Source organism: Staphylococcus caeli (genome assembly GCF_900097965.1).
GTDB lineage: Bacteria > Bacillota > Bacilli > Staphylococcales > Staphylococcaceae > Staphylococcus > Staphylococcus caeli.
In genome coordinates this window covers 196,296-223,095 of the sequence record NZ_FMPG01000001.1, presented here as the reverse complement: position 1 = coordinate 223,095, position 26,800 = coordinate 196,296, and the positions used below count along the sequence as shown (strand labels likewise).

The window sequence follows — 26,800 nt, the reverse complement described above, 5'->3', positions numbered from 1 at the left end:
TTAAATGAGGTTTGAAACTTGTTTAAGTGCATTTGTTATAGGGGGCTTTGGAAGATGAAGTACTATAATCGTGATAACTATGAAAGAAATTTTGAAAGTTATGAAGTGCCAGAGTATTTTACAAAAGGCGCAAGAAATGATTTTGTATATAGTTTTATTGTTGGTGCTGTCATTGGTTCAGCTGTAGGATTAGTTTCATTAAGTAAAGGTAAAAATAAAGATAAATCTGTTCCTAAGAAAGACGCTCAGTTTAAAGCTCATATTATTAAGCAATCCAAAAAAGAACAACAAGAAGCGGAACAACAAGTCAATACTATAAAATCAACAATATCAGAAGCACAAGAAAAAGATACAGAAGTTAGTGAAGCTGAATTGGTTGCTCAAAAAATTGCTATCCAACAAGAAACTTCAGATAATAATCTAGCAAACATGTCACCAGAAGCACAAGAACAACAAGAAGTGCTATCAACAGTGTCACAAGATAAAGCAGACGATATTCCAACTCATATTGATTCCAATGCAGAACCATCTAAATCTGAAGTACGCGCTCAACAACATGCAATACAACAAGAAACGAATACAGATGAGTACTCAGATTCTGATAATTCAAATTTAAAAGCAGCGGCAACAGCAACTGGTGGTACAATTGCTGCAACAAGCTTAGCTAAAGCTGCAAGTAAAAAGAAAGATGCATTAGACAATGATTCACAAGTATCTAAAAATACATCTAACCTTTTAAAAGAAGCAAAACCTACTACTAATAAAAAGGAAAAGACACCTAACTTAGTAACGAAGTCAGATGATAAACAGAGTGATCAGTCTGAGCAAAATCATGCAGCTAAAGCAAGTGTATTAACTGCAACTGGCTTGGCATTAGCAGCTAAAAATAAAAATAAAGCATTGAATGATGATGTAACAGTTGCTGAAAAGACTGCGTTATTATTAAAACCAGAGACACCATTACAGGCTAACAATAAATCCGTCCCTAATTTAGTAACGTCTAAAGTTGATAACGCTGTTGAATCTACGACAGATAAAGTAGAACCATCAAAAAATAAAAGTGATGAAAAAAATGCGCAATCAGAGTCAGCTGAACAACGCGTGAAACAAACACATCAAAGTGCATCTTTTAACGAAGGCATCATTGTACATGATGAAGCAAGTGGATTAGCTAACAAGCATAATGGTAAATCAACAAGCAAATCCACAGCAAAACACCAAAATGATGGTATTTTGAATCATGATGCAGTAGATACCATAAAATCAGAACAACAAGATGAATCTGATCAAAATAATATAACTAAAAATAGACCACAAACAAAGAAAACAGAAAAAGCAAAAAGTAAAATTGATAAACGTACTTTTAATGATTAAGAAACAGTAATGTTAAAAGCGCCAGACATTAAAATTGTCTGGTGTTTTTTTATCAAAATTGTAATTAAAGGATCAATCCAAATTTGAAAAACTTGCTAAAAATTAGTTTCATATATAAAGCATGTATAAATAATAGTGCTTTTAAAATAAAGTTGAGTAAATAACAAAATAGTGTAAAATATAACTAGATAATAACTGAAAATTCAGTTATTATTAGTGTTATTCACAAAAAAGTGAATTTTTTGTATTCTTTACTTGAAGTTACAAATACTTATTGTTAGAATAACGACTAACATATATTTTATCGCTTTAAAGCAGAATAAAATATTGGTTTTAAAATTAATCATAGAGGTGAATAAAATGACAGACAAATTACAATCATACAGAGATGAAATAGTTGAAATTAATGAAGAAATCTTAAAACTTCTTTCAAAAAGAGGAAAGATTGCACAAAAAATTGGTGAAGAGAAGCGTAAAAAAGGTACGTTAGTTTATGATCCACAACGTGAGAAAGAAATGATTAATCAATTATTAGATAAAAATGAAGGGCCATTTAATGATAATGTGATTAAGCAACTATTCAAAGAAATATTTAAAGCCTCTACTGATTTACAAAAATCGGAAAACGAAAAACATTTATATGTTTCTAGAAAATTAAAACCAGAAGATACTATTGTACAATTTGACAATGGTGGCATTATTGGAAATGGCAACAAATCATTTGTATTTGGTCCTTGTTCTGTTGAGTCACAAGAACAAGTAGATGCAGTAGCAGAGAATTTACAAGCACGTGGCGAGAAATTTATCCGTGGCGGCGCATTTAAACCACGTACTTCTCCATACGATTTCCAAGGATTAGGTGTGGAAGGTCTTAAAATTCTTAAAAATACTAAAGATAAATATGGCTTAAATGTAGTTAGTGAAATCGTAAATCCTGCTGATTTTGAAATAGCTGATGACTACTTAGATGTATTTCAAATTGGTGCACGTAACATGCAAAACTTTGAGCTATTAAAAGAGGCTGGACGTTCAAATAAACCAGTATTATTAAAACGTGGTTTATCAGCAACAATTGAAGAGTTTATCTTTGCAGCAGAATACATTGCATCACAAGGTAATGAAAATATTATTTTATGTGAGCGTGGTATTCGTACCTATGAAAAAGCGACTAGAAATACATTAGATATTTCAGCAGTACCTATTTTAAAACAAGGTACGCATTTACCAGTTATGGTAGACGTGACTCATAGTACTGGGCGCAAAGACATTATGATTCCAACTGCTAAAGCTGGCTTAGCAGTTGGTGCGGATGGCATCATGGCTGAAGTACACCCGGATCCAGCTGTGGCATTAAGTGACAGTGGACAACAAATGGACTTTGATGAATTTGATAAATTCTATAATGAAATCAAGCCACTTGCAGATATGTATAATAATAAACAGCTTAAATAATTTTAAGACATATAGGTTAATAATATATTTGTTGAAACCTTATCATCTACGTTGCATATGCAATGTGGATGATAAGGTTTTTTTGATTTAATATAATAAATGCTATTTGAATAAATTACACGACATTTAATTTAAATTACCTTCATTTTAAATAGAAATAAAACAAAAGACGATAAGCAAATGTTATGAATATAATTATTGAAATATTTATGAGTTTTACAAACAAAATGATTTTACAATACGTGAAAATATGGTAAACTTTGAAAATGTTATGAAAACAGAGTACAATGATAAAGAAATCGCTTTCAAGGAGGAAATTATGACTGTAACAATATATGATGTAGCTCGCGAAGCTAGAGTGTCTATGGCGACTGTTTCACGTGTGGTTAACGGAAACCAAAATGTTAAGCCTGAAACACGTGATAAAGTAAATGAAGTAATAAAGAAATTAAATTATCGTCCAAATGCAGTTGCAAGAGGGTTAGCAAGTAAACGTACAACTACAGTAGGTGTTATCATTCCAGATATTTCAAATGTGTATTATTCACAATTGGCACGTGGTCTAGAAGATATCGCAACGATGTATAAATACCATTCAATTATTTCTAATTCTGATAATGATCCGAACAAAGAGAAGGAAATTTTTAATAATCTGCTAAGCAAACAAGTAGATGGTATTATCTTCTTAGGTGGTACAATTTCAGAAGAAATTAAAGAATTGATTAATAAATCATCTGTACCGGTAGTTGTATCTGGAACAAACGGTAAAGATGAAGGTATTTCATCTGTAAACATTGATTTCGAAACTGCTGCGCAAGAAATCACTGAAAAACTTATTCAAGATGGTGCTAAAACATTTGCATTAGTTGGCGGAGATTATTCTAAAAAAGCACAAGAAGATGTCTTAGCGGGGTTAACAAGTGTATTAAATGCACATAACTTAGAATTAGATGATAAACTTGTCTTTAATGGTAATGAAACGTATAAAGATGGTTTACGTGCATTTAAAACTTTAGAATCAGCTAAACCGGATGCTATCTTATCAATTAGTGATGAACAAGCCATTGGATTAGTTTATGCCGCACAAGATGCAGGTGTGAAAGTGCCTGAAGATGTTCAAATCATTAGTTTTAATAATACAAGATTAGTTGAAATGGTGAGACCTCAGTTATCTAGTGTGATTCAACCATTATATGATATTGGTGCAGTTGGTATGAGATTGTTGACGAAATATATGAATGAAGAGACGATTGAAGAGCCAAATGTTATTTTGCCACACAGAATAGAATATAGAGGCACAACAAAATAATTTTAAAATGCTGACAGTGTGTGCAAATAATGTAAACAAAGCGTTAGTTTGAGTCATTTTTAGTGTTATAGCTTGATTCCAAACAAGCTTAAAACAAAAAAACACATCTCCATAAAAGGGGATGTGTTTTTTTATTTTATATAGGTATATATATTTAAAGCGATGTTTATGACAAACATATTTACATATGAGTCCTCATGTAGCTGAATTAAAGCGGATTGAACCAGCTTAACACTTGTTGTGCATGTTTCATATTTGTTTCACTAATCGTTGCTCTGCGAGGAATAATAGTATAGTCTTGTTTATCATCTTTCCAATATTGGGGTAAAGGACAAGTAGCATAGGGTTGCCACTTTGAAAGCCATGATTCTGGAAGTTTGCCTATTGGTGGTGTTTCACCGATTAATGCTAAAAAGACATGCGTCCAAGCTCTTGGAACAACTTCCCATATATTATAACCACCGCCACCAAACATGATGACTTTACCATTAGTATATTGATCTGCGAGTGATTGAATGATATAGGGAATTTGATACAGTGACTCTAATGTGCAACTCATATGAGTTAATGGATCTAAATAGTGAATATCGACACCGTGCACACTTACGATAATATCTGGTTGGAATGATGCAACGATAGGTTCAATCGTTTGTTGAAATACTTCTAAAAAAGAATCATCTTCTGTGTAAGGTTCTAAGGGAATGTTTACAGTATAGCCAAAACCTTGCTCGTTACCACGTTCGGTATAGTGTCCAGATCCTGGGAAGAGAAATTTGCCAGTTTCATGTATAGAATAAATTAATGCTTGGTCATTGGTGTAAAAACTCCATTGTGTACCATCACCATGATGGGCGTCAGTATCAATACATAGAACACGCTGATGGTGATATTTAATAAGATAAGCAATACATATTGCAACGTCATTATATATGCAGAACCCATTTGCTTTGCCAGGTAAGCTATGATGCAATCCACCACCTAAGTGACATCCATTGATAAGCGTGCCATCCATAATTTGATCTGCTAAATTTAAAGCTCCGCCAACAATTCTTGCACTATGCTTATGCATCATTCTAAATTGTTGTGTTTCCGTACCATCTAATCCATACTTTTTGGTTTCTTGCTCATTTAAAATACCATGTGATGCACGTCTTATCGCTTGTATATAATCATATGAATGAATCAGTGCAATTTCATCATCCGTTGCAATTCTCGGTGGCACAATATGGTGGGCTTTCAAACTACCCATATCTTGCAATAATTCAGTTGTTAATTTTAATCTCATTTGATTAAATGGATGTTCATTGCTAAAGCGATATTGTAGTAATGCATTAGCGTAGACATAACCTGTTGTGTGGTGCATATTACTCATAAATTTCTCCCCTTTAAAAGAAAAAGCGATTCATAAATCGAATGTCATCAAACGCTTGTAATTGTTCAATACTAATTCTTGAACCAATCCTAGCCATTAAGCAATTTGCTGGATGGCTTGTTATTTCGGGATCATCCGTTGCAAAAATTTCTAAGCCCCCATAACCCATTAATTTTTGCATTAATTTTTTATATTCATAAACATCTAAGCCGGAGTTTTTCAAATCCCAATGCCAATAGTATTCTGTTGTTAATACAATATAATCTTCATATTCATCTGCTGCTAAACTTACCTTAATCAATTCGCTACCTAAATGGATATCTCGATAAGGTAAACTGATTTCTATAGCACCTAATTCGATGAGATAAGGCAAATTTCCAGTTGACCATCGTTCTAATGGGTCTGGATAATGATAGGTCACATAGCCAATGATATGTTGATTTAAGCGTAATACAAAAATACGACCTTCATCTAATTCACTGATTTCTTTGACTGCTTCGAATTGCTCGGCAGGCGATCGAAATGCTGATAAGCCTTCATCAAAGGTCATCTTATCGAGAGCCTTGCATGTCACAGGACCTTCTATTACATACTGATTATCGTTAATTTGATATGTTTGAGACTGATACGTTTTTATATGTTCCATGATTTCACTCCAATACCGCATATCTACACAGTAGCAATCTTATTAGTTCTATTATAGGCTATTGAAGAATAAAATAACACAAAAATGTATGCGCTTACACTTATTATTTTGAAAATTTAGATAATGTCCGTTATAATACTTTTTAAGTAAGCGATTTCATTCAGAGGGGGATTTAAAATGAAAGTAGAAGTTTACAAAGGGGAAAATGGAGATTTCAATCTTCAAGATTATGAGAAGACATATCAAAATTTTGATTGGAACGAAGTTGAAAAAGTATTTTCATGGCATGAATCTGGTAATGTTAATATGGCGCATGAATGTATTGATCGCCATGTAGATGAGGGCAAAGGTGATAAAATTGCTTTGCATTATAAAGATGATAATCGCCAAGAGCAATATACATTTAAGGAAATGCAAGCAAATACAAATAAAGCTGCAAATGTACTTAAAGATAAAGCGAATGTAGCAAAAGGTGATCGAGTATTTATATTTATGCCTAGAACGCCTGAATTATACTTTGCATTATTTGGCACATTAAAGATTGGCGCTATAGTTGGTCCGTTATTTGAAGCTTTTATGGAAAAAGCAGTAGGTGATCGTTTGGAAAATAGTGAAGCTAAAGTAATTATTACCACAAATGCGCTATTGCCAAGAATTCCTAAAGACAAGCTTCCACATTTAGAAACAATCGTAGTTGTAGATGACGATGTTGATGCCGAATATGTGGATTTTAATACTGAATTTAACAAAGCTAAAGATGAGTTTGAAACAGAATGGTTATCACTAGATGATGGTTTGATTTTACATTATACTTCAGGATCTACAGGGCAACCAAAGGGTGTATTACATGCGCAAAGAGCGATGTTATTACATTACGTTTCTGGTAAGTATGTTTTAGATTTTCAAGAAGACGATGTCTATTGGTGTACTGCAGATCCAGGTTGGGTTACGGGAACATCATATGGCATATTTAGCCCTTGGTTGAATGGTGTGACGAATTGTATTGCAGGTGGACGTTTCTCACCAGAAGCTTGGTATGGCATGATTGAAACCTTTAAAGTAACAATTTGGTATACAGCGCCGACCGCATTGAGAATGTTAATGAGTGCGGGTGATGATATTGTTGAAAAGTATGATCTCTCATCACTTAAAACAATCTTATCTGTAGGAGAACCGTTAAATCCTGAAGTTATCAAATGGGCGAAGGATGTATATGGTAAACGTGTGTTAGATACGTGGTGGATGACTGAAACTGGTGGGCATATGATAGTAAATTATCCATCTATGGATGTAAAATTAGGTTCAATGGGCAAACCATTACCTGGTGTAGAAGCAGCAATTATTGATGACCAAGGTAATGAATTACCTTCGAATCGCATGGGTAATTTAGCAATCAAAAAAGGATGGCCATCAATGATGGTATCAATTTGGAAGAATCCGGAAAAATATGAATCCTACTTTATAGGTGATTGGTATGTATCAGGTGATTCGGCTTATAAAGATGAAGACGGTTATTATTGGTTCCAAGGACGTGTAGATGATGTAATCATGACTGCAGGCGAACGTGTGGGTCCTTTCGAGGTAGAATCTAAGTTAGTAGAGCATGAAGCGGTAGCTGAAGCAGGTGTGATAGGTAAACCAGATCCAGTTCGTGGAGAAATTATTAAAGCATTTGTAGCATTGCGTAATGGTTATCATGAATCAGATGAACTAAAAGAAGAAATACGCAAATTTGTAAAAGAAGGTTTAGCTGCACATGCGGCTCCTAGAGAAATTGAATTTAAAGAGAAGCTACCTAAGACACGCTCAGGTAAAATTATGCGTCGTGTGCTTAAAGCCTGGGAACTTGATTTGCCTGAAGGTGATTTAAGTACGATGGAAGATTAAGTTGAATTATAAAATGATAGATAAGGTATCATTATAATTTGAAATGATTTTATCTACTTTAGTGAGTAGTAATGTACGCTTATTTAAATATTAAATGTAATATCACGGCTATATCCATCAGTTTTATATGGATATAGCTATTATTATTGAAAAATTGAAAACAATATTTTAATAATACTTTCGGTATTCCATTGTGTAATAGTACATTATTAGTGTATAGATGAGGGTAAAATTTACAATTTTGTGTATAAAAAATCTGTAAGCGCTATCGCAATTTGTCGACATTGCAATGTAATTTGGTTAAAATTAGACATGTAAGGATTTATTTTTATCAATAGTATATATGGGAATATATAAAGATTATTGATTTAAAATTTATTTTAAGAAGGGGCGAATGAATTTGGCACACTTATCTGATTTAGATATTGCAAATCAATCTACACTTAAACCAATAGGAGAAATAGCTGAAAAAGCAGGTATCCCTGCGGAGGCACTTGAACCATATGGTCATTACAAGGCGAAGATTGATATTAATCAAGTTCAACAACAAAATGGTAAAGGGAAAGTGGTTTTAGTAACTGCAATGAGCCCAACACCTGCTGGAGAAGGTAAATCGACTGTTACAGTTGGTTTAGCAGATGCATTTAATCAACTTAAAAAGAATGTCATGGTCGCATTACGTGAACCAGCCTTAGGACCTACTTTTGGAATTAAAGGTGGTGCAACAGGTGGCGGTTATGCACAAGTGTTACCGATGGAAGATATTAATTTACACTTTAACGGAGATTTCCATGCTATTACAACAGCAAATAATGCACTGTCTGCATTTATTGATAACCATATCCACCAAGGTAATGAATTAGAAATCGACCAACGTCGAATAGAGTGGAAACGTGTGTTAGATATGAATGACCGTGCACTACGTAATGTGATTGTAGGTTTAGGTGGACCAACACAAGGTGTGCCGCGTGAAGATGGTTTCAATATTACAGTTGCATCGGAGATCATGGCTATTCTTTGTTTAGCTAATGACATTAAAGATTTAAAAGAAAAAATTAGTAAAATAACTATTGGATATACACGTAGTCACAAACCAGTTACTGTAGCAGATTTAAAAGTTGAAGGTGCATTGGCAATGATTTTAAAAGATGCCATTAAACCAAATTTAGTGCAAACGATTGAAGGTACTCCAGCGTTAGTACACGGAGGTCCATTTGCTAATATCGCACATGGTTGTAACTCAATTTTAGCAACTGAAACAGCGAGAGATTTATCAGACATTGTTGTAACAGAAGCAGGGTTTGGTTCAGACTTAGGTGCTGAAAAATTCATCGATATTAAAGCACGTGAAGCAGGTTTCGAACCTTCAGCAGTTGTTGTAGTAGCAACTATTCGTGCGCTTAAGATGCACGGTGGAGTAGCAAAAGATAACTTAAAAGAAGAAAATGTAGAAGCATTGAAACAAGGTATTGTTAACTTAGAACGTCATGTTAAAAATGTGAAAAAATATGGTTTAGAACCAGTTGTAGCATTAAATGCATTCGTTCACGATACAGATGCTGAAACTGAATTTGTACAACAATGGGCGAAAGATAATGGTGTTCGTTTAGCGTTAACAGAGGTTTGGGAAAAAGGTGGTAAAGGTGGCATTGATTTAGCAAATGAAGTGCTAGAAGTCATTGAGCAACCTCAAACATTCAAACATCTTTACGAACTAGAACAACCATTAGAAGATAAAATCGAAACAATTGTCAAAGAAATTTATGGTGGCGCTAAAGTTACTTTCAGTAGCAAAGCACAAAAACAATTAAACCAATTTAAAGACAATGGTTGGGATCATTATCCAATTTGTATGGCTAAAACGCAATATTCATTTACAGATGATGCAACGCAATTAGGTGCGCCAGAAGGCTTCGAAATTACGATTCGTGAGTTAGAAGCAAAAACTGGTGCAGGATTCATCGTCGCATTAACTGGTGCGATTATGACTATGCCAGGTCTACCTAAGAAACCAGCAGCATTAAATATGGATGTTACTGATGATGGACATGCAGTAGGACTCTTCTAATAAAATAAAAGCATATGACATGGAACTTTAGCCATTAACAAGGTAAAGTTAAGCTAAATAACATAAAATAAGGGAGCAGTGTTGAGATCTATCGTAATGATGAGATTTAACACATGCTCCCTTATTTTGTCAAAAGATGCTGTTTAATATTATAGTGTTCTGCTTGTTTAAACGTATGTTCTGTAATTTTCTTCTCAACTAGCATACGTTTTAGTACGTAATGCTGTCTGTTAAGCCCGATTTGAATTTGATTATCAGGCTTCAGTGAACCATTTTCTTCGTAAGGAGTATAGTAATACGGACTTTGCAATAAACCTACAAGATATGCCGATTCAGCAACATTAATATCTGAAGGTGGCTTACCAAACAAACTATAAGAAGCTGACGCAATACCTGATATATTGTTACCATTATAATCACGTCCAAAAGGCACTATATTCAAATAAGTATAGATGATTTCATCTTTTGTAAGAACCTGCTCCGCACGCATAGAAAGCACCAATTCGTTCGCTTTACGATGATATGTTTTTTCATTCGTTAACACCTGATTTTTGACTAATTGTTGTGTAATCGTACTACCACCTGTCGCAGATTGTGAATTGAATACATCTTGACCGACAGCACGCAACAAAGCTTTCGGTAAGATACCATTGTGTTTGAAGTACAAACTATCTTCGGAAGCGGTTAAAGCCTTGATAACATTTTTATTTACGCCTTGTGGTCCTACGATGAGTGGATTCATTGATTGGTTATATTCAGCAAGAATATTGCGATTGTCATAATCAATATCTTGGGTGCCTGCAATATTCACTAATTTTAATCTTAATGATTCATCAGACATGTTTATGGATGACTGTGTTAAATGTTGAAAATAAAATACAGTAACTGCTAATAAAATGACTGAGGTACATGCAAGTATTGCAAACAGGCCTATGAATATATGTTTGATTTTTTTATATACACGTTCGAATTTTTCTAATTTAGTTGCTTCATGTTGTATGTCCATATTATTATCAGCTGTTTGTTGACTCATGTATAACCTCCTTCTTAGTTAAGCAATATTATAACATATTTTACATGATTGACTTTTAAAATAGAGTTACTTATAATTAATATCAATTCGATATCGTTTTTGGATGAAGGAGAAGTAGCATGTTGTGTTATCTTAAGAGAGTTAGTGGTTGCTGTGAACTAATGATAAACAATGTGTGAATACACCTGATTGAGTAAGATCCAAACGTTTTAGTTAATGAACGTATCATTAATAAAGTTGATTGACTTAAAGTATGGTGGTACCGTGCGCATGCGCCCTTACAGTAATTTGTAGGGGCGTTTTTATATTTTTAAAAAGCAAAATAACATTATTCACTATCTTACTCAATTTTCACATCTTAATCCAAAACCGTATCTAAAAAATAGGAGGCTGATACAATGGCAAATGCACTTTTAGAAGATTTACAATGGAGAGGCTTAATTTATCAACAAACGGATGAAACAGGTATTGAAACAGTATTGAATAAAGAACAAGTAACTTTGTATTGTGGTGCAGATCCAACAGCTGATAGCTTGCATATTGGTCACTTATTACCGTTCTTAACGTTACGTCGTTTTCAAGAACATGGTCATCGTCCACTTGTATTAATTGGTGGCGGTACGGGTATGATTGGTGATCCGTCTGGTAAATCAGAGGAACGTACATTGCAAACAGAAGAACAAGTGGAATTAAATGTTCAAGGCATCAGTCAACAAATGCATAAAATATTTGAATTTGATACTGAACAAGGTGCTAAATTAGTAAATAATAAAGACTGGTTAGGTCAAATTTCTTTAATTGATTTCTTGAGAGACTACGGTAAACATGTTGGTGTGAATTACATGTTAGGTAAAGATTCTATTCAAACACGTTTAGAACATGGTATCTCTTACACAGAGTTCACATATACAATTCTACAAGCAATTGATTTTGGACATTTAAACAAAACGTATAATTGTAAGATTCAAGTAGGTGGATCAGATCAATGGGGAAATATTACGAGTGGCATTGAATTAATGCGTCGTATGTATGGTCAAACGGAAGCTTACGGATTGACAATACCATTAGTTGTAAAATCCGATGGTAAGAAATTTGGTAAAACAGAAGGTGGCGCTGTTTGGTTAGATGCTGAAAAGACAAGTCCATATGAATTTTACCAATTCTGGATTAACACAACTGATGACGATGTGATTAAATTCTTAAAATACTTCACATTCTTGGAAAAAGAAGAAATTGAAGCATTGGAACAATCTATGACTGAGGCACCGCATTTACGTGAAGCACAGAAAGCATTGGCTGAAAATGTTACGCGTTTTATTCATGGACAAGAGGCTCTCGATGATGCAGTACGTATTTCTAAAGCGTTATTTGCAGGAGACTTGCAATCGTTATCTGCTACGGAATTGAAAGCAGGCTTCAAAGATGTGCCACAAGTTGAACTGAGTAATGACACTACTAATATCGTAGAAGCTATTGTTGAAACGGGCATTTCATCTTCAAAACGTCAAGCGCGTGAAGATGTCAATAATGGTGCGATTTATATTAATGGTGTAAGACAACAAGATGTGAATTATGAACTTACAGATGCTGATAAAATAGCTAATGAATTTACGATTATTCGTCGTGGTAAGAAAAAATACTACATGGTGAATTACAAGTAAATTTGGCACAAGATAAAAATAAAGGAGTGGGACAGAAATCCATTTCTCTAATAAAGATTTCGTAGTCCCACCCCAGCAAGGATGACTAGGGTTGAAATGTTTACCTGAGCTGAAGCTCATGCATAAGTCTCACTAACTTAATAAATTAAAGCAGTGAGACTTTATATTTTCAATTCAGTCATCTACTGCCTAATTTGATAAGAGCCTGAGACATCTATTTTTGTCCCATGCTCTTCAAACTGTCGACAAAGTCTCCGACCTTGTTGGCAGTTTTTTTATGCACGCTTTCCGCTGGCACTGTCTTTGCCTGTGGTCTTTGGCTAGTGCTATTCTCGAAGGAGTCGGCATAAATTACTGCCAATATTAAAAAATAGAATATATGTAAATTAAACAGGGGTAGTGTTTATTACGTGGACCAAATCAATTGGTAAAAGAAATATAAAATATTTTTTAGTATTAAATCAATGAGCCGAAGAAAAAAGAATATAAACAAAGTAGTTTACGTTGGTATTTAATATATAAAGTTTAGATGAAGTATCTCATTTTGGAATTTACAGTAAAAGCTATATAAATAGAAATAAACAAACCCTTCGCATTAATTTGCGAAGGGTTTGTCAATGGTCTGAAACCGTAAATTTGAGTAGTGTTGGCTTTTCTTATGACTTAATTAAAAGGGGATTCGCTTTCACTTTCTGAATCTTTAGATGCACTACTTGATGAAGCCTTTTGTTCTTTTAAAGTAATTTCAACAGTTTGAGTCTTGCCGTCACGGTCAATTGTTAATTTGACTTTTTCACCTGGCTTTTTGTGTTGATATAAATATGAGCGAATGTCTGTATCTTCTTTGACAGTTTGATTATCTATTTTTGTGATAATATCGCCTTCTTTAAGTCCACTATCTGATTCGACTTTAGCAACATAAGCACCATCTTTACGGTTAGTCTTAAGTTCGTCCTTATACTGTTCAGGAATTTCACTGACATTCAATAGACCAATACCGATAGAAGGGCGCACGATTTTTCCGTTTTCTACAAGTTGTTTAATCGTTACTTTCACTTCGTTACTTGGAATTGCAAAGCCTAATCCTTCAACTTGGTCACTCGCAATTTTCATTGAGTTAATACCAACAAGGTTACCATTGATATCGACTAGAGCACCACCTGAATTACCTGGATTAATTGCAGCATCAGTTTGTAGGACATTTACTTTGTTTGCTCCTGCTGATGTTTGTGTATCAATCGTACGCTCGTTTGCTGAAATAATACCTGATGTTACAGAATTGGCAAATTCTAAACCGAGTGGATTTCCCATTGCAAAGACGCTATCGCCTGTCTTCACTTTAGTAGAATTCGCGAAATCAATTGCTTTCGTACCTTTTGCATCATTAATTTTAAGTACAGCAATATCTGTTAAAGCATCTTTACCAATGACTTTGGCATCTACTTGTTTAGAATTATGTAACTGAACTTTAATTTCACTTGCGCCATCTATGACGTGGTTATTCGTTACGATATAAGCAGATCCATTATTTTTTTGATAAATAACGCCTGATCCGACACCAGCTTCTTGAGATTTAGAAGATTTACCTTTTAATAGATCATCTAAATTTTGTGCTTTCTGCATGTTTATAACACCTACGATAGAGGGCGAAACATCATTAATCATTTGATTGACTGAATCATATTTTTCACTTTTTCCATCAAGTGTATTACCACCATGACTGCTATTGGAAGCTTCATTTACGGATGAGCCGCCTTCATCGAACAAAGTACTTTCGATGATTTTGCCAATACCTAGTACAAATAATGCACCGATAATACCAGCAGCTAATGCGACAATGATTGTTTTAAACCAAGGGAACTTGGGTTTTAATCGTGTCTGCGATTGCTGAGAAGGCACTGCGTGTTGTGGGTGTTGGTTATTGCTATGATCGTTTGTGTAATTTCCATTGTTATATTCTGACATTTGCTACCTCCATTGTTTACTATATTTACTATTATGAAAGTTTATTACAACTTTTTCTAGTATATCACTATACGACTTTAGACTGAAATGTAAATGTCCTTGTTCATAAAGTCACTAAATGATAAAATCAATGAGTAAATAAAAGCCAAACGAAGCAGGTGAGAACATGTATAAATTTATTAGTGGTTTGTTAAAATTAATCATTATTAAAATGAGCAAGTCGTTGGAAGTACAAGGGAAAGAGAATATACCTCAACTACATAGATATTTAGTGACATGTACGCATGAGAGTTATAATGAAGTGATAATGTTAGGAATTGCTATTTATCCAAATCAAATTCATTATATGGCTAAGAAAGAATTGTTTAATAATAAATGGTTTGGGAAATTCTTAACGTCATTAAATGCATTTCCTGTTGATAGAGAAAATCCAGGACCAAGTACATTAAAAAAGCCGATTAAATTATTGAAAGAAAATAAAACGGTTGGTATATTTCCTACTGGACAGCGTATGAAATATAACGAAGGTGCGCCTATGAAACGTGGTGCTGTTACAATTGCGTTAATGGCAGAGGCTCCAATTTTGCCAGCAGCATATGTCGGTCCGAATAAGATCAAAGGCTTAGTGACTGGTAAAGCTGTCATCAAATTTGGTGAACCAATTGAAACGAAAAATTTACCAAAAACGATGAAACGTAATGAGAAATTAGAATATTTAACGAAAGAACTCGAACGCAAAACGATACAATTACAATCAGAATTAAATGAATATATGAATAATAAGAATTAAATTGCAAATTCATATTTTTGTATTTTAAAAAAGTATACGAGTTATTTAAATTATATGGTATTATTTAACTGTACAATAACAGTTAGGATACGTTTCCAACATCACGTGGACAATATTGTGCATGTGATGTTTTTTCGTATGACTAATGATCTTGAAAAGAGGGATGTTTATGTTTAGTTTTTTTCAAAGACTAGGTAGATCATTGATGCTTCCAGTAGCGGTATTACCGGCGGCAGCAATTATTACAGGAATTGGGAATGCGTTAACTGCTATGGGTGTTTTGCCCACAGTTGCAGCATTTTTCTCATCAGCTGGTACTACATTACTAGAACAGTTAGGGATACTATTTGCGATTGGGGTAGCACTTGGGATGGCTAAGAAAAATGACGGGGCAGTTGCATTAGCAGCGGCAGTCGGTTTCTTTTTAACTACAGTCGTTTTGAGTCCTAAAAAGTTAGCACCATTATTAGGGATTAAAGAAACTGGTGTGGATGATGCATTTATTCAAATGAATAACTCAAATGTATTTATAGGGTTAATCATTGGTTTAATTGCGGCTTATACCTATAACAAATTTAGTAAGACTGAATTACCAACTGCATTATCATTCTTTAGTGGTAAACGTTTAGTACCTATTTTAACAGCATTCTTTAGCATTATTTTAGCAGTGATTATGTTATTTGTATGGCCGTATATATATGCAGCAATTGTTATATTTGGGACATGGATTTTAGATATGGGGCCATTTGGTGCTTTCTTATATGGTTTCTTTAACCGTTTATTAATTCCTACAGGATTACATCATGCTTTAAATTCTGTATTTTGGTTTGATTTAGCAGGTATAAATGATATTGCGAAATTCCAAACAGGTGATGGTGCAGTGCACGGTGTGACTGGCCGCTATATGGCTGGTTTCTTCCCAGTAATGATGTTTGGTATTCCAGCTGCGGCATTAGCGATGTATCATACTGCTGAAACCAAGCAGAAAAAACGTGTCTATGGGTTGATGTTTGGTGGTGCGATATCTGCATTTTTCGTAGGTGTGACAGAACCGATTGAATTTTCATTCATGTTTGTTGCGCCCGTATTATTTGTGATACATGCATTTTTAACAGGCTTGTCTATGTTTATAGCTGCCTTGTTCCATTGGACTGCAGGATTTTCATTCAGTGCTGGTTTAATTGATTATGTCTTGTCACTGATTAATCCGGTTGCGAACCAACCTTATATGTTGCTTCTACAAGGATTGGCGTTCTTTGTGATTTACTATGTTGTATTTAGATTAGCTATTAGATTCTTGAAATTAAATACACCTGGTCGCGGAGATAATTTATTACCTGATCCAACTTCTGATAGTGCTACAACTGGTGATACACCTGACACAGAAGCAGGAACATCAAATAAATATACGCATACAGCGAGTCAGTTATTAGAAGGGCTAGGAGGCAAGTCTAATATTATGACTTTAACCAATTGTGCAACGCGTTTAAGAATAGAATTGCATGATAACAGTAAAATCGATGAAGCTAAAATTAAAGGCGCGGGTGCCGTTGGTGTTACACAAAGTGGTAAACATAATACACAAGTTATTATTGGTACACAAGTTCAGCAAGTCGCTGATGAGATTGAAACACAAATGGAAAAATAGTTTTAATTTATGGACATCTAGCAATATGAATTATTTTATTTCATATATTGTTAGATGTTTTTTTATTTATTTTTTAGTGAATTAGTAAAATGGATTGCTCTTTTAAATTTTAGATAGTAGGATATAATAGTATCAGAATTTTCTGATTAAAGGAGTGCATAGATGATGAAGTCAGTATTATTTGATGTGGATGGTGTATTTTTAAGTGAAGAAAGATGCTTCGATGTATCTGCGCTTACAGTTTATGAAATGCTTATGAGTCAATCGTACTTAGGTTTAGACTCGTCAATTCAATTCGATAACTTGAGTGATAAACAGATTAAAGAGATAAGAGCGATTGTTTTTTATCATGATGATATTTTAACACGTTTAAAATCACTAGGGCTTAATTCGAATTGGGATATGTTATTTATTGTCATCGCACTTCACTTTATTGAGGTTTGTAAGTCATTGCCCAGAGGATTACAGGAAACTGTACTTGATGAGAACCGTTTCAATCAACAAACATTACAAAATGTTGGTGCGCATGCAACGGATGTTTCTTTAGATTTTAGCGTGCCATTAACATTTTTAGATGGAGTGAAAGCGGGTAAAGATAATATTTATCAAGCGTTAGCAGCACATGCGAATGAGCAATTAGACACACAACAAGGCGCTTTATTTGAACTGAAAAGTCCATTTTGGTTATTAGCACAGGAAATTTATCAGGAATGGTATCTAGGGCATCAATTATATAGTGAAGTAGAACAAAAAACGAAACGAACAACATTTAAAGAAGGTTATATTTATAATGAAGTCGTGTTAAGACCAGTAGCAGAAATCAAACAATTACTTATCGATTTAAAAGCTGCAGATTATCATATTGCAATTGCAACGGGAAGACCACGCACAGAAACAATCGTACCTTTTGAGGCGTTAGGGATTAAATCATTGTTTGAAGAGCATTACATAGGAACTGCAAGTGAAGTATTAATTGCCGAAGATATATATCCAGAACTTAAGCCATTAGGTAAACCTAATCCATTTAGTTATTTAATTGCTTTGGATGGTAATGATCAAAATAATTATAAACATTATGCGACAAATCAAACACATCGCGTTAAAAAGGATGAAGTGTTTATCGTCGGTGACTCACTAGCAGATTTACTAAGTGCCAAGACAATTGGTGCAACATTTATAGGTCCGTTAACAGGGCTTAAAGGTCAAGCTGCAAGAACAGAGTTAGAAGCACATGGCGCAGATTACATTGTTGATCATGTGGGAGATATTAGAAATATTTTATTGTAATTAAAACATGACAAAACAGAGGCAACGTAATGGTTGTCTCTGTTTTATCATGTTTGTATTTTAAATAGAATAGTTTGATTGCTGTGGTAATTCTAATTCAACACTTCTGATTAAGTTAAATCCTTCAATAGCATATAAAGCATCAATCACTTCTTCTGTAGCAGGGTGATCAATGGATAATATCATTAATGCATTGCCACCTTGGTGAATACGGCCAAGGTGCATTGAAGCAATATTAATTTCATATTCACCTAATATTTGACCCGTACGTCCAACAATCCCAGGTCTATCGTTATGATTAATAACAAGTTGGTGACGTTCAGGTTTAAAGTCTACAGGATAGTCATTAATACGGACAATACGTGGGCCATAACCATTCAAGACAGTAGCACCAATTTTAATTTGAGTATCTTTATTAATCAAAGTAAGTTCAATATAATTACTGAACCCACGATGTTTTGTATTTTTTTCAATATTGTAAGATACGTCTTGTTCATTCAGTAATACGAGGGCGTTGATTAGATTAACACGTTCAGCTAAATCTTGTTTTAATACTCCGGATACAAGTGTTCTAGTTAACAAACTCGTATCATCCAACGCGATGTCACCTTCGTATTTAATGTGAAGTTCACGTGGGGCTTTTTCAAGTAATTGAATTCCAACTTCACCTGTAATTCGGCTTAATTCTATATATGGCTTTAATTCCTCATTAATTTCACTATAAGTCATCTTAGGTGCGTTAATTGCATTTAAAACATTGCCATTTTCGAAAATATCTACAATTTCATTTGCAACAGATACTGCGACTTTTTCTTGTGCTTCAACTGTAGATGCACCTAAGTGAGGTGTGACGATGATATTATCATGCGCAACAAGAGGTGAGTCGGTAGCGGGTTCGCTTTCAAAAACATCGATGGCAGCACTTTGAATTTGTCCTTCATTGAGTGCCTCAATGAGTGCTGTTTCATCAATTATACCGCCACGAGCCACATTGATAATTTGTAGCGTTGGTTTTGCTTTGTCGAAAAATGCTTTGCCGACAATACCCTTGGTTTTAGGTGTCAAAGGTGTATGTACGGTAACAAAATCTGCTTGTTCAGCAATTTCATCTACGCTCGCACGTGTAACATTTAATTCTTTGGCTTTATCTTCTGATAAATAAGGATCAAAAGCTAGGATATGCATTCCAAAACTTTGCGCGCGTTTTGCGACACCAAGCCCAATTCTACCTGCACCAATGACACCTAAAGTTTTATTATAAAGCTCTGTGCCACGATATGTTTTGCGGTCCCATTCACCATTTTTTAGTGATTGATGCGCTTGAGGAATATTTCTAGCCATTGATAAGATCATCGCCATAGAATGTTCTGTTGCAGAAATAGTATTACCATCTGGTGCATTAATGACGATAACACCATTTTTAGTTGCTGCATCCACATCGATATTATCGACACCTACACCTGCACGAGCGATAACTTTTAATTGTGGTGCTGCTTCGATTACTGCTTGAGTTACTTGTGTTTGACTGCGAACGATGAGTCCTTGATATTGCGCAATTGCTTCAATCAGTTGTTGCTCATTGAGATCTGTATCAATTACCACTTCAAAATCTTGATGATCAATAAGACTTTTTAAACCTTCTGGTGAAATTGGATCTGAAACTAATATTTTATACATAAGCTTTGACGACCTCCATGTATTTTGTAATAGCTGTGCCGATATAATTCTGATTTCTATATTCGGATAAAAGTATTTCTAATGCAGATACGACTTGTAAAATATCAAACGGCGATATCTGACCCATATGACCAATACGTAATATTTGACCTTTTAAATGACCTTGCCCACCGGCAATTGTAATAGCAAAGCGTTGCTTTAATTCATTTTTAATAAAATTCAATTCATCCTTTGTACTAGGAATAAAAGCTGTGACAGTAGGGGAGGCATATGTTGATTCCACTAGTAATTCAAAATCTAAAGCTAGCAATGCTTGTCTTAATGCATCACGAATTACATAATGACGCTGAATCACTTGGTCTAATCCTTCTCGTTTAACTAATTGTGCATATGCATTTACACCTCTGAAAAGTGAGACGTTTGGCGTGAAAGGTGTAGAATGATCCGCCATAGAAGTTAAATACTTATTAAAATCTAAGTAAAAGCGTGGGGTTGTTACTTCTTTGAAACGTGTTTTTGCACGATCATTATAAGCTACAAAAGCAAGCCCAGGTGGTAACATAATGGCTTTCTGACTTCCAGAGATTAGAACATCAATTTGATCTCGTTCCATATTTGCATCTACAGCACCAATACAACTAACGCCATCGACTACATAATAAATTGAAGGATTATATGCCTTAAGTGCGTTTCCTAATTCATTAATTGGATGCAGCACAGTTGTTGATGTTTCACAGTATTGTGTAAATACAGCTGTCACGGGTCTTTTTATTGATTTTAAAAAATCAATAAAGTCGGGAACATTGACAGCTTCTCCCCAGTTCACTTCGAAAATATGTACATTCTCATAATAAGTTTCTGCAATTTGTTTGAAACGGTTACCAAATGCACCAGACACAATAATTACAATATCATCTTCAGGATTTGCGATATTGAGCATGCTTGATTCCAAAGCACTTGTACCGCTTGATGTGAGAATAATAACATCATTTGTAGTACCGAAAACGGGTCTAATAACGCGAAATGCTTCTTCTGCAATTTGTTCAAAATCGCTTGACCGATGACCGACCATTGGCAACTGTGTTGCTTGTAATATTTCATCCGGGACAGGTGTTGGTCCAGGAGTAAGTAACAATGGATGATAATAATTCATTTCTAATTCCCCCAATGCTTAAGATTTTATAATTTTAGCAAATTTTCTGAAAATATAAAAGTACAAAAGTATTAAAAAGATGAAATAAAAGACTATTATATTAAATGTAAGGGTATTCAATGTGGTTTTAATCATATTCCGTCATACATAAAAATTTTTCGAAATTATTTTATTTTGGGTGAAATTTTAATAGCTACATTTCCTCTAAGTGAATTAGATATCATGCAATTGTTGTCTGCAACTTTTAACAATTGTGGTAGGCGTTTGTTTAAGCGTTCTTTTTGATCAGATGCTATGGTGATTTCTGGATAATGTGTGATTGTGTCCATTCTAAACTTTGTATTTTCAAATATAGCTAATCCAATAGATGACTGACTGATTTGAATATCAGTGAAACCTGCACGCTCTAATACAGCAGCTAAAGAAATAATGTAGCATGAAGATGCTGCAGAAACGAGTAATTCATCTGGATTTGTACCAGTACCATTGCCTCCAAGCCCAGCTGGAATAGACATTTGCTCGTCAATGATATCACCATTTAATTGCCCAACCGATTCTCGGCCGCCTTCCCATTTTGTTTGTACTTTAAATTCATGTTGTACCATAAAGATTGACCTCCCGAGATAATGTGTTAACTTAAGTTTAGATGAAAATGAGTCATAAGGAAAGTAGGGTGTGTCGATGCAAAATCAAAAGCATAAACAAAAAGAATTATTGTATGTTGCACATAGAGGTTTAGCAACTGCATATCCAGAAAATACATACATAGCATTTGAAGCGGCATTAAAGTCCGGAGTTGATATACTAGAAATTGATATACATTGTACGGCAGATGGTAAGCTTGTTGTGATTCATGATGAGACGATTGACCGCACTTCAAATGGTAGCGGGCATGTTGGTAGTCTTACATTGGAAGCATTGAGACATTTTGATTTTGGTATACATAAAGGTGTAGCTTTTAAAGGGCAGCGGATATTATTATTGGCAGAAGTACTTGAATTAATTAAAAATTATCCTCAAAGATTACTCATTGAAATTAAAAAAACACACCTTTATTCAGAGATTGAAAATAAACTTATTGAGCAGTTAAAAGTTCACGGCATGCCGACAGAAAAGGTCATCATCCAATCTTTTGATGCGCAGTGTATACAGAACATAGCCTCTATGGATTTAGGCTATGAGTTAGGCGTATTAATTAGTAAAAGAAAATTTTGGTATAGAATGCCTAATTTTAAGAAAATATCTACTTATGCCAAGTATATTAATCCGCAATATACATTAATAAATAGACGATTTATAAAAAAAGCTAATGATTATGGATTGTCAGTGCTGCCGTATACGGTAAATCAAAAGCATGCAGCAGCAAAACTGATTGAGCTAGGTGTTGATGGTTTAATTTCAGATAATCCAGAAAAGTTGATGTGAGTTTACTATAAATACTAGAATACAAAAAAGTCTGACTCGCCTTATATAATGGGGCTTGTCAGACTTGGATATTTGGTAGCGTTATTGATTTTACTTAACGAATATGTGATAAATCATTATCATTTTGGTTAACCCAATGCTTCTTTAATAAACCCATTACATGGCAATCACTGTACTCACCGCGTGTGAAGAAATGTTCTTGCAATGTGCCTTCTATTGAAAAGTTTTGGCTTTTATAAATATGGACAGCTTTTTCATTGTTAACATCCACAAATAAATAGATTTTATGTAAGTTTAACACTAAAAAGGCATAATCGATTGCCATTTTAAAAGCATTTTTGGCATAACCTTTACCACTGTATTTGGGATCAATAATAATTTGAATTTCACAATTACTATGGATGAAATTAATTTCAACTAATTCAACTACGCCAATACGAATTTGCTCATGTTCAATAATGAAACGACGCTCAGCTTCATCTAAAATATGCTTTTTATATAGTGTTTGAAGTTCACTAAGAGATTGATAAGGTTCTTCAAACCAATACGACATGATGGAATATTCATTATTTAAATGGTGTACAAAATCTAAATCAGTTTCTTCTAATGCTCTAATAATCACAATTAACACTCCTCTGTAACTATAGGATACGGAATAAAATTGTGTTTGTAAATTCAGACGAACGATTGGAATAGGGGACTAGATAAATTTTTTAAGACATAAAAAAACCAAGAAGTCGAAAGGACTTCTTGGTTGAAACGATTGTCTTATCTTGAGTAGTACTCAACGATAAGTTGTTCGTTGATTTCAGCAGGTAATTCACTACGTTCTGGAACGCGGATATATTTACCTTTAAGGTTATCAGCATCAAATTCTAAGTAATCTGGTACAAAGTTGTTGATTTCAACTGATTCAGCAATGATATCTAATTTTAAAGATTTTTCACGAACTGAAATTTCTTGACCAGGTTTTAAAGTGTATGATGGGATATCAACACGTTTACCATCAACTTCGATGTGACCGTGGTTAACGATTTGACGTGCTTGACGACGTGTACGCGCTAAACCTAATGAATATACAACTGCATCTAAACGAGCAGCTAATAATTGCATGAAGTTTTCACCGTGGACACCGTGTTGGTTACCAGCGATTTCAAAAGTGTTACGGAATTGTCTTTCAGTCATTCCATATAAGTAACGTAACTTTTGTTTTTCACGTAATTGTAATGCATATTCTGATAATTTTTTACGTTGGTTAGGACCATGTTGACCTGGAGCATAAGGACGTTTTTCTAATTCCTTACCAGTTCCACTAAGTGAGATACCTAAGCGACGTGATTTTTTCCAATTTGAACCTCTGAATCGAGCCATAATAAGACGCCTCCTTTTTCTCTTTTGTTGTTATGAAAAAACAAAAAAGAGTGTTGTATGCTTATTTGGATATATTGTTTTATGTGTCCTCGCCTCATAGCTACGGTTACACGGCACGTCCGCGTTGGGAACAACATAGAGCCAACTAATATACAACTGCTAATTTCGTTTATTCACACAAAGTACATTGTAACACGATATGCGTAACTGTCAACAGTAAAATGTTGCTACATGTAATATACACTGGTGATTTATGAATGCGAGAGTTGTTGTTCGATTACGTTAACAATGCGTTCTAATGCAATTTTATCAGAATCTTTAAAACGATTCGTAATTGGTGCATCAATATCCAAAACAGCGATAATTGTTCCATTTTTATGAAGTGGCACTACAATTTCTGATTTACTGTTTGCGTCACAGGCGATATGACCAGGAAATGCATGAACGTCTTCAACTAATTGTGTTTTATTTTCCGATACTGCTGTTCCACAGACGCCTTTTCCAATTGGAATATGTACACAAGCTGGATGTCCTTGGAATGGTCCGAGTATTAATTCATTATTTTCCATTAAATAGAAGCCAACCCAGTTAATTTGATCTATTGAATCATTTAGAATGGCAGATACATTACTTAAAATCGCGATTAAGTTAGATTCATCTTCTATTAAACTTGCAATTTGCTTTTCTAACAATGGATAATTTGTTTCTTTAATCGGTGTCATAGTATAGCATAACCTCACTTTTATTTTTCATTTAGTATAAAGACTGTTTTAATAGTAATCAATTAAATGATTCGTAAAAACTACAAGGAATAACATGTTACATATGAATAATAGCTATGAATTTATAATAAATATAGAAATATTCATAGGAATTAATTCATTTACTCTTTTAATAGATAGGTGAATTACGTTATAATGAACAGTGATAAAATAGGAGGAGAAAACATATGGTGTTGTATATCATTTTAGCAATTATAGTTATTATACTCATTATTGTTGGTGTATTGTTCTATATGCGTTCAAATAAAAGCCAATTAATAGAAGGGGCAGAAGAACGAAAAATTAAAGTAGAACAGTTACCTTATGATGACAGTTTGTCTCAATTAACAAAATTAAATTTAAAAGGTGAGACAAAATCAACGTATGATAGATTAAAACAGTCATCGTTAGACAGTAAAAATCAACATTTATTACCAGTTGAAGAAAAAATTCATAATGCGGAAGGCTTGTTAGATAAATTTAAATTTACACAAGCTCAAACTGAAGTGGACGAATCACACGAAATGATGGATCAATATGAAGCCAATTATAATGACCTTACTACTAAAGTAGAAGAAATTATGGCATTACATAAAGAGAGCGATCATTTATACGATGCATGTAAGACAGATTATCGAGAAATGAAACGTGAAGTATTGGCAAATAGACATCAATTTGGTGAAGCAGCAGCACCACTAGAACACGAAATAGAATCATTTGTACCAGAAATGGAAACATTTGAGACGCTTAAATCAGAAGGAAATTATATCCAAGCACACGAGCATATCAAAACGTTAAATGATGATATGAATTATTTGAAAACGGATATGCAAGAAATACCTGATTTGATAAGAGAAGCTCAAAAAGAATTGCCTGGTCAATTCCAAGATTTAAAATATGGTTGTAGAGACTTGAAAGTCGAAGGTTATGATTTAGACCATGTGAAGATAGATAGTACGCTTCAAACATTGAAGACTGAGTTGAGTTTTGTTGAGCCGATGATTAGCAGGTTGGAACTTGATGAAGCAAACGAAAAGTTAAATAGTATTAATGATCGTTTAGATGAAATGTATGAACTCATCGAACACGAAGTTAAAGCTAAGAATGAAGTTGAAGAAACGAAAGAAGTTATAACTGATAACTTATTTAAAGCAAAAGAAATGAACTATACATTACAAACTGAAATTGAATACGTTCGAGAGAATTATTACATTAATGAAAGTGATGTACAGAATGTTAGACAGTTTGAAAATGAAATTCAAAATTTGATTGCTGTTTATGATGAAATTTTAAGAGAAATGGCAAAATCAGCCGTACGTTACAGTGAAGTGCAAGATAATCTTGCATATATCGAAGAGCATGTTGCTGTCATCAATGACAAACAAGAAAAACTACAAAATCATTTAATTCAACTTAGAGAAGATGAAGCAGAAGCAGAAGAAAATATCCTGCGTGTTCAAGCGAAAAAAGAAGAAGTTTACAGAAAATTATTGGCCTCTAACTTACCTAGCGTACCTGAGCGCTTCATTATTATGAAGAATGAAATTGATTATGAAGTCAGAGAAGTGAATAAAAAATTCAGTGTACGTCCTATTCATGTTAAACAACTTAAAGATAAGGTTTCTAAAGTAGTGCTACAAATGAATAAATTTGAAGATGAAGCTACGGATGTACTTGTTAATGCTGTGTATGCAGAAAAATTAATTGAATATGGGAACCGTTATCGTAAAGATAGTTCAAATATTGATAAGAGTCTTAATGAAGCTGAGCGTCTGTTTAAAAATAATAGATATAAACGTTCTATTGAAATATCTGAACAAGCATTGGAAAGTGTGGAACCAGGTATTACTAAGCAAATTGAATCACAAGTTATTGGTTAATTGAAAAAGTAATAACAATATTAGAAGCAAATGAAAACAAG

21 protein-coding genes are annotated in these 26,800 nt (G+C 34.0%); 11 read left to right on the top strand and 10 right to left on the bottom strand.

Going from position 1 to position 26,800, the window contains the following annotated elements; translation table 11 throughout:
* Positions 1-54: 54 nt before the first annotated feature.
* The 3 genes from BJS11_RS01060 (at position 55) to ccpA (ending at position 4,135) form a co-directional block, all read left to right on the top strand.
* The gene (locus tag BJS11_RS01060) at positions 55-1,374 is read left to right on the top strand and encodes a hypothetical protein (protein ID WP_069995078.1); all 1,320 of its coding nucleotides are present in this window, start codon (positions 55-57) and stop codon (positions 1,372-1,374) included.
* Between the two features lie 360 nt (positions 1,375-1,734).
* The gene (locus BJS11_RS01055; protein ID WP_069995079.1) at positions 1,735-2,826 is read left to right on the top strand and encodes a bifunctional 3-deoxy-7-phosphoheptulonate synthase/chorismate mutase; all 1,092 of its coding nucleotides are present in this window, start codon (positions 1,735-1,737) and stop codon (positions 2,824-2,826) included.
* 319 nt (positions 2,827-3,145) lie between these two features.
* Complete coding sequence (gene ccpA, locus BJS11_RS01050) at positions 3,146-4,135, top strand: catabolite control protein A (RefSeq protein WP_069995080.1); 990 nt, start codon at positions 3,146-3,148, stop codon at positions 4,133-4,135.
* Between the two features lie 208 nt (positions 4,136-4,343).
* Here ccpA and BJS11_RS01045 read toward each other — a convergent pair whose 3' ends face one another.
* Together BJS11_RS01045 and BJS11_RS01040 are read right to left on the bottom strand one after the other, a co-directional pair.
* Positions 4,344-5,507 carry an acetoin utilization protein AcuC gene (locus BJS11_RS01045; protein WP_069995081.1) on the bottom strand — a complete coding sequence of 388 codons (1,164 nt, stop codon included), beginning with the start codon at positions 5,505-5,507 and terminating at the stop codon, positions 4,344-4,346.
* Between the two features lie 13 nt (positions 5,508-5,520).
* Positions 5,521-6,153, bottom strand: coding sequence for an N-acetyltransferase (locus BJS11_RS01040; RefSeq protein ID WP_069995082.1), 633 nt, complete (start codon positions 6,151-6,153; stop codon positions 5,521-5,523).
* Positions 6,154-6,330: 177 nt separating this feature from the next.
* Between BJS11_RS01040 and acsA the strand changes: the two genes are divergently transcribed.
* On the top strand, positions 6,331-8,040 hold the full coding sequence (gene acsA / locus BJS11_RS01035; RefSeq protein ID WP_069995083.1) for an acetate--CoA ligase: 1,710 nt from the start codon (positions 6,331-6,333) through the stop codon (positions 8,038-8,040).
* A 400-nt stretch (positions 8,041-8,440) separates the two neighbouring features.
* Positions 8,441-10,108: a formate--tetrahydrofolate ligase gene (locus tag BJS11_RS01030; protein ID WP_069995084.1), complete on the top strand. Its 1,668-nt coding sequence runs from the start codon at positions 8,441-8,443 to the stop codon at positions 10,106-10,108.
* Between the two features lie 121 nt (positions 10,109-10,229).
* On the opposite strand, the gene BJS11_RS01025 is transcribed toward BJS11_RS01030, so the two are convergent.
* Positions 10,230-11,141, bottom strand: coding sequence for a biosynthetic peptidoglycan transglycosylase (locus BJS11_RS01025; protein WP_069995085.1), 912 nt, complete (start codon positions 11,139-11,141; stop codon positions 10,230-10,232).
* Between the two features lie 398 nt (positions 11,142-11,539).
* Here BJS11_RS01025 and tyrS point away from each other — a divergent pair, with 398 nt between their 5' ends.
* Positions 11,540-12,802, top strand: a complete 1,263-nt coding sequence (tyrS, locus tag BJS11_RS01020) for a tyrosine--tRNA ligase (protein WP_069995086.1) — start codon at positions 11,540-11,542, stop codon at positions 12,800-12,802.
* 663 nt (positions 12,803-13,465) lie between these two features.
* Here tyrS and BJS11_RS01015 read toward each other — a convergent pair.
* Positions 13,466-14,767 (bottom strand): S1C family serine protease, encoded by a 1,302-nt coding sequence (locus BJS11_RS01015; RefSeq protein ID WP_069995087.1) that lies wholly within the window; start codon positions 14,765-14,767, stop codon positions 13,466-13,468.
* A gap of 166 nt (positions 14,768-14,933) precedes the next feature.
* Between BJS11_RS01015 and BJS11_RS01010 the strand changes: the two genes are divergently transcribed.
* The 3 genes from BJS11_RS01010 to BJS11_RS01000 all read left to right on the top strand — a co-directional run bounded on the left by BJS11_RS01010 (position 14,934) and on the right by BJS11_RS01000 (position 18,492).
* Positions 14,934-15,557, top strand: coding sequence for a lysophospholipid acyltransferase family protein (locus BJS11_RS01010; RefSeq protein ID WP_069995088.1), 624 nt, complete (start codon positions 14,934-14,936; stop codon positions 15,555-15,557).
* A 169-nt stretch (positions 15,558-15,726) separates the two neighbouring features.
* The gene (gene nagE, locus BJS11_RS01005) at positions 15,727-17,205 is read left to right on the top strand and encodes an N-acetylglucosamine-specific PTS transporter subunit IIBC (RefSeq protein ID WP_069995089.1); all 1,479 of its coding nucleotides are present in this window, start codon (positions 15,727-15,729) and stop codon (positions 17,203-17,205) included.
* A 165-nt stretch (positions 17,206-17,370) separates the two neighbouring features.
* The gene (locus BJS11_RS01000; RefSeq protein WP_069995137.1) at positions 17,371-18,492 is read left to right on the top strand and encodes an HAD family hydrolase; all 1,122 of its coding nucleotides are present in this window, start codon (positions 17,371-17,373) and stop codon (positions 18,490-18,492) included.
* 60 nt (positions 18,493-18,552) lie between these two features.
* On the opposite strand, the gene serA is transcribed toward BJS11_RS01000, so the two are convergent.
* The 3 genes from serA to BJS11_RS00985 all read right to left on the bottom strand — a co-directional run bounded on the left by serA (position 18,553) and on the right by BJS11_RS00985 (position 21,927).
* On the bottom strand, positions 18,553-20,169 hold the full coding sequence (gene serA / locus BJS11_RS00995; RefSeq protein WP_070014048.1) for a phosphoglycerate dehydrogenase: 1,617 nt from the start codon (positions 20,167-20,169) through the stop codon (positions 18,553-18,555).
* Positions 20,162-21,322 (bottom strand): pyridoxal-phosphate-dependent aminotransferase family protein, encoded by a 1,161-nt coding sequence (locus tag BJS11_RS00990; protein WP_069995090.1) that lies wholly within the window; start codon positions 21,320-21,322, stop codon positions 20,162-20,164. Before BJS11_RS00990 ends, serA begins: the two co-directional genes overlap by 8 nt.
* Positions 21,323-21,486: 164 nt before the next feature.
* Positions 21,487-21,927 (bottom strand): SACOL1771 family peroxiredoxin, encoded by a 441-nt coding sequence (locus BJS11_RS00985; protein WP_069995091.1) that lies wholly within the window; start codon positions 21,925-21,927, stop codon positions 21,487-21,489.
* Positions 21,928-22,003: 76 nt separating this feature from the next.
* Between BJS11_RS00985 and BJS11_RS00980 the strand changes: the two genes are divergently transcribed.
* Positions 22,004-22,747, top strand: a complete 744-nt coding sequence (locus BJS11_RS00980; RefSeq protein ID WP_069995092.1) for a glycerophosphodiester phosphodiesterase — start codon at positions 22,004-22,006, stop codon at positions 22,745-22,747.
* 94 nt (positions 22,748-22,841) lie between these two features.
* Here the strand turns inward: BJS11_RS00980 and BJS11_RS00975 are convergent, their stop codons facing one another.
* From BJS11_RS00975 to msrC, 3 genes are all read right to left on the bottom strand, one after another.
* Entirely contained in the window at positions 22,842-23,369 is a 528-nt protein-coding gene (locus BJS11_RS00975) for a GNAT family N-acetyltransferase (RefSeq protein WP_069995093.1), read from the bottom strand.
* Positions 23,370-23,515: 146 nt separating this feature from the next.
* A complete protein-coding gene (gene rpsD, locus BJS11_RS00970) occupies positions 23,516-24,118 on the bottom strand; it encodes a 30S ribosomal protein S4 (RefSeq protein WP_002483023.1) in 603 nt (200 codons plus the stop codon).
* A gap of 251 nt (positions 24,119-24,369) precedes the next feature.
* Entirely contained in the window at positions 24,370-24,840 is a 471-nt protein-coding gene (gene msrC, locus BJS11_RS00965) for a free L-methionine (R)-S-oxide reductase MsrC (RefSeq protein ID WP_069995094.1), read from the bottom strand.
* A gap of 227 nt (positions 24,841-25,067) precedes the next feature.
* Here msrC and ezrA point away from each other — a divergent pair, with 227 nt between their 5' ends.
* Complete coding sequence (gene ezrA / locus BJS11_RS00960; RefSeq protein ID WP_069995095.1) at positions 25,068-26,759, top strand: septation ring formation regulator EzrA; 1,692 nt, start codon at positions 25,068-25,070, stop codon at positions 26,757-26,759.
* Positions 26,760-26,800: the final 41 nt, after the last annotated feature.

Excerpts from the sequence above, each read along its gene's own strand:
- BJS11_RS01060 (WP_069995078.1), top strand. The coding sequence starts at position 55 with ATGAAGTACTATAATCGTGATAACTATGAAAGAAATTTTGAAAGTTAT.
- BJS11_RS01055 (WP_069995079.1), top strand. The coding sequence starts at position 1,735 with ATGACAGACAAATTACAATCATACAGAGATGAAATAGTTGAAATTAAT.
- ccpA (WP_069995080.1), top strand. The coding sequence starts at position 3,146 with ATGACTGTAACAATATATGATGTAGCTCGCGAAGCTAGAGTGTCTATG.
- BJS11_RS01045 (WP_069995081.1), bottom strand. The coding sequence starts at position 5,507 with ATGAGTAATATGCACCACACAACAGGTTATGTCTACGCTAATGCATTA.
- BJS11_RS01040 (WP_069995082.1), bottom strand. The coding sequence starts at position 6,153 with ATGGAACATATAAAAACGTATCAGTCTCAAACATATCAAATTAACGAT.
- acsA (WP_069995083.1), top strand. The coding sequence starts at position 6,331 with ATGAAAGTAGAAGTTTACAAAGGGGAAAATGGAGATTTCAATCTTCAA.
- BJS11_RS01025 (WP_069995085.1), bottom strand. The coding sequence starts at position 11,141 with ATGAGTCAACAAACAGCTGATAATAATATGGACATACAACATGAAGCA.
- tyrS (WP_069995086.1), top strand. The coding sequence starts at position 11,540 with ATGGCAAATGCACTTTTAGAAGATTTACAATGGAGAGGCTTAATTTAT.
- BJS11_RS01015 (WP_069995087.1), bottom strand. The coding sequence starts at position 14,767 with ATGTCAGAATATAACAATGGAAATTACACAAACGATCATAGCAATAAC.
- BJS11_RS01010 (WP_069995088.1), top strand. The coding sequence starts at position 14,934 with ATGTATAAATTTATTAGTGGTTTGTTAAAATTAATCATTATTAAAATG.
- nagE (WP_069995089.1), top strand. The coding sequence starts at position 15,727 with ATGTTTAGTTTTTTTCAAAGACTAGGTAGATCATTGATGCTTCCAGTA.
- BJS11_RS01000 (WP_069995137.1), top strand. The coding sequence starts at position 17,371 with ATGAAGTCAGTATTATTTGATGTGGATGGTGTATTTTTAAGTGAAGAA.
- serA (WP_070014048.1), bottom strand. The coding sequence starts at position 20,169 with ATGTATAAAATATTAGTTTCAGATCCAATTTCACCAGAAGGTTTAAAA.
- BJS11_RS00990 (WP_069995090.1), bottom strand. The coding sequence starts at position 21,322 with ATGAATTATTATCATCCATTGTTACTTACTCCTGGACCAACACCTGTC.
- BJS11_RS00985 (WP_069995091.1), bottom strand. The coding sequence starts at position 21,927 with ATGGTACAACATGAATTTAAAGTACAAACAAAATGGGAAGGCGGCCGA.
- BJS11_RS00980 (WP_069995092.1), top strand. The coding sequence starts at position 22,004 with ATGCAAAATCAAAAGCATAAACAAAAAGAATTATTGTATGTTGCACAT.
- rpsD (WP_002483023.1), bottom strand. The coding sequence starts at position 24,118 with ATGGCTCGATTCAGAGGTTCAAATTGGAAAAAATCACGTCGCTTAGGT.
- msrC (WP_069995094.1), bottom strand. The coding sequence starts at position 24,840 with ATGACACCGATTAAAGAAACAAATTATCCATTGTTAGAAAAGCAAATT.
- ezrA (WP_069995095.1), top strand. The coding sequence starts at position 25,068 with ATGGTGTTGTATATCATTTTAGCAATTATAGTTATTATACTCATTATT.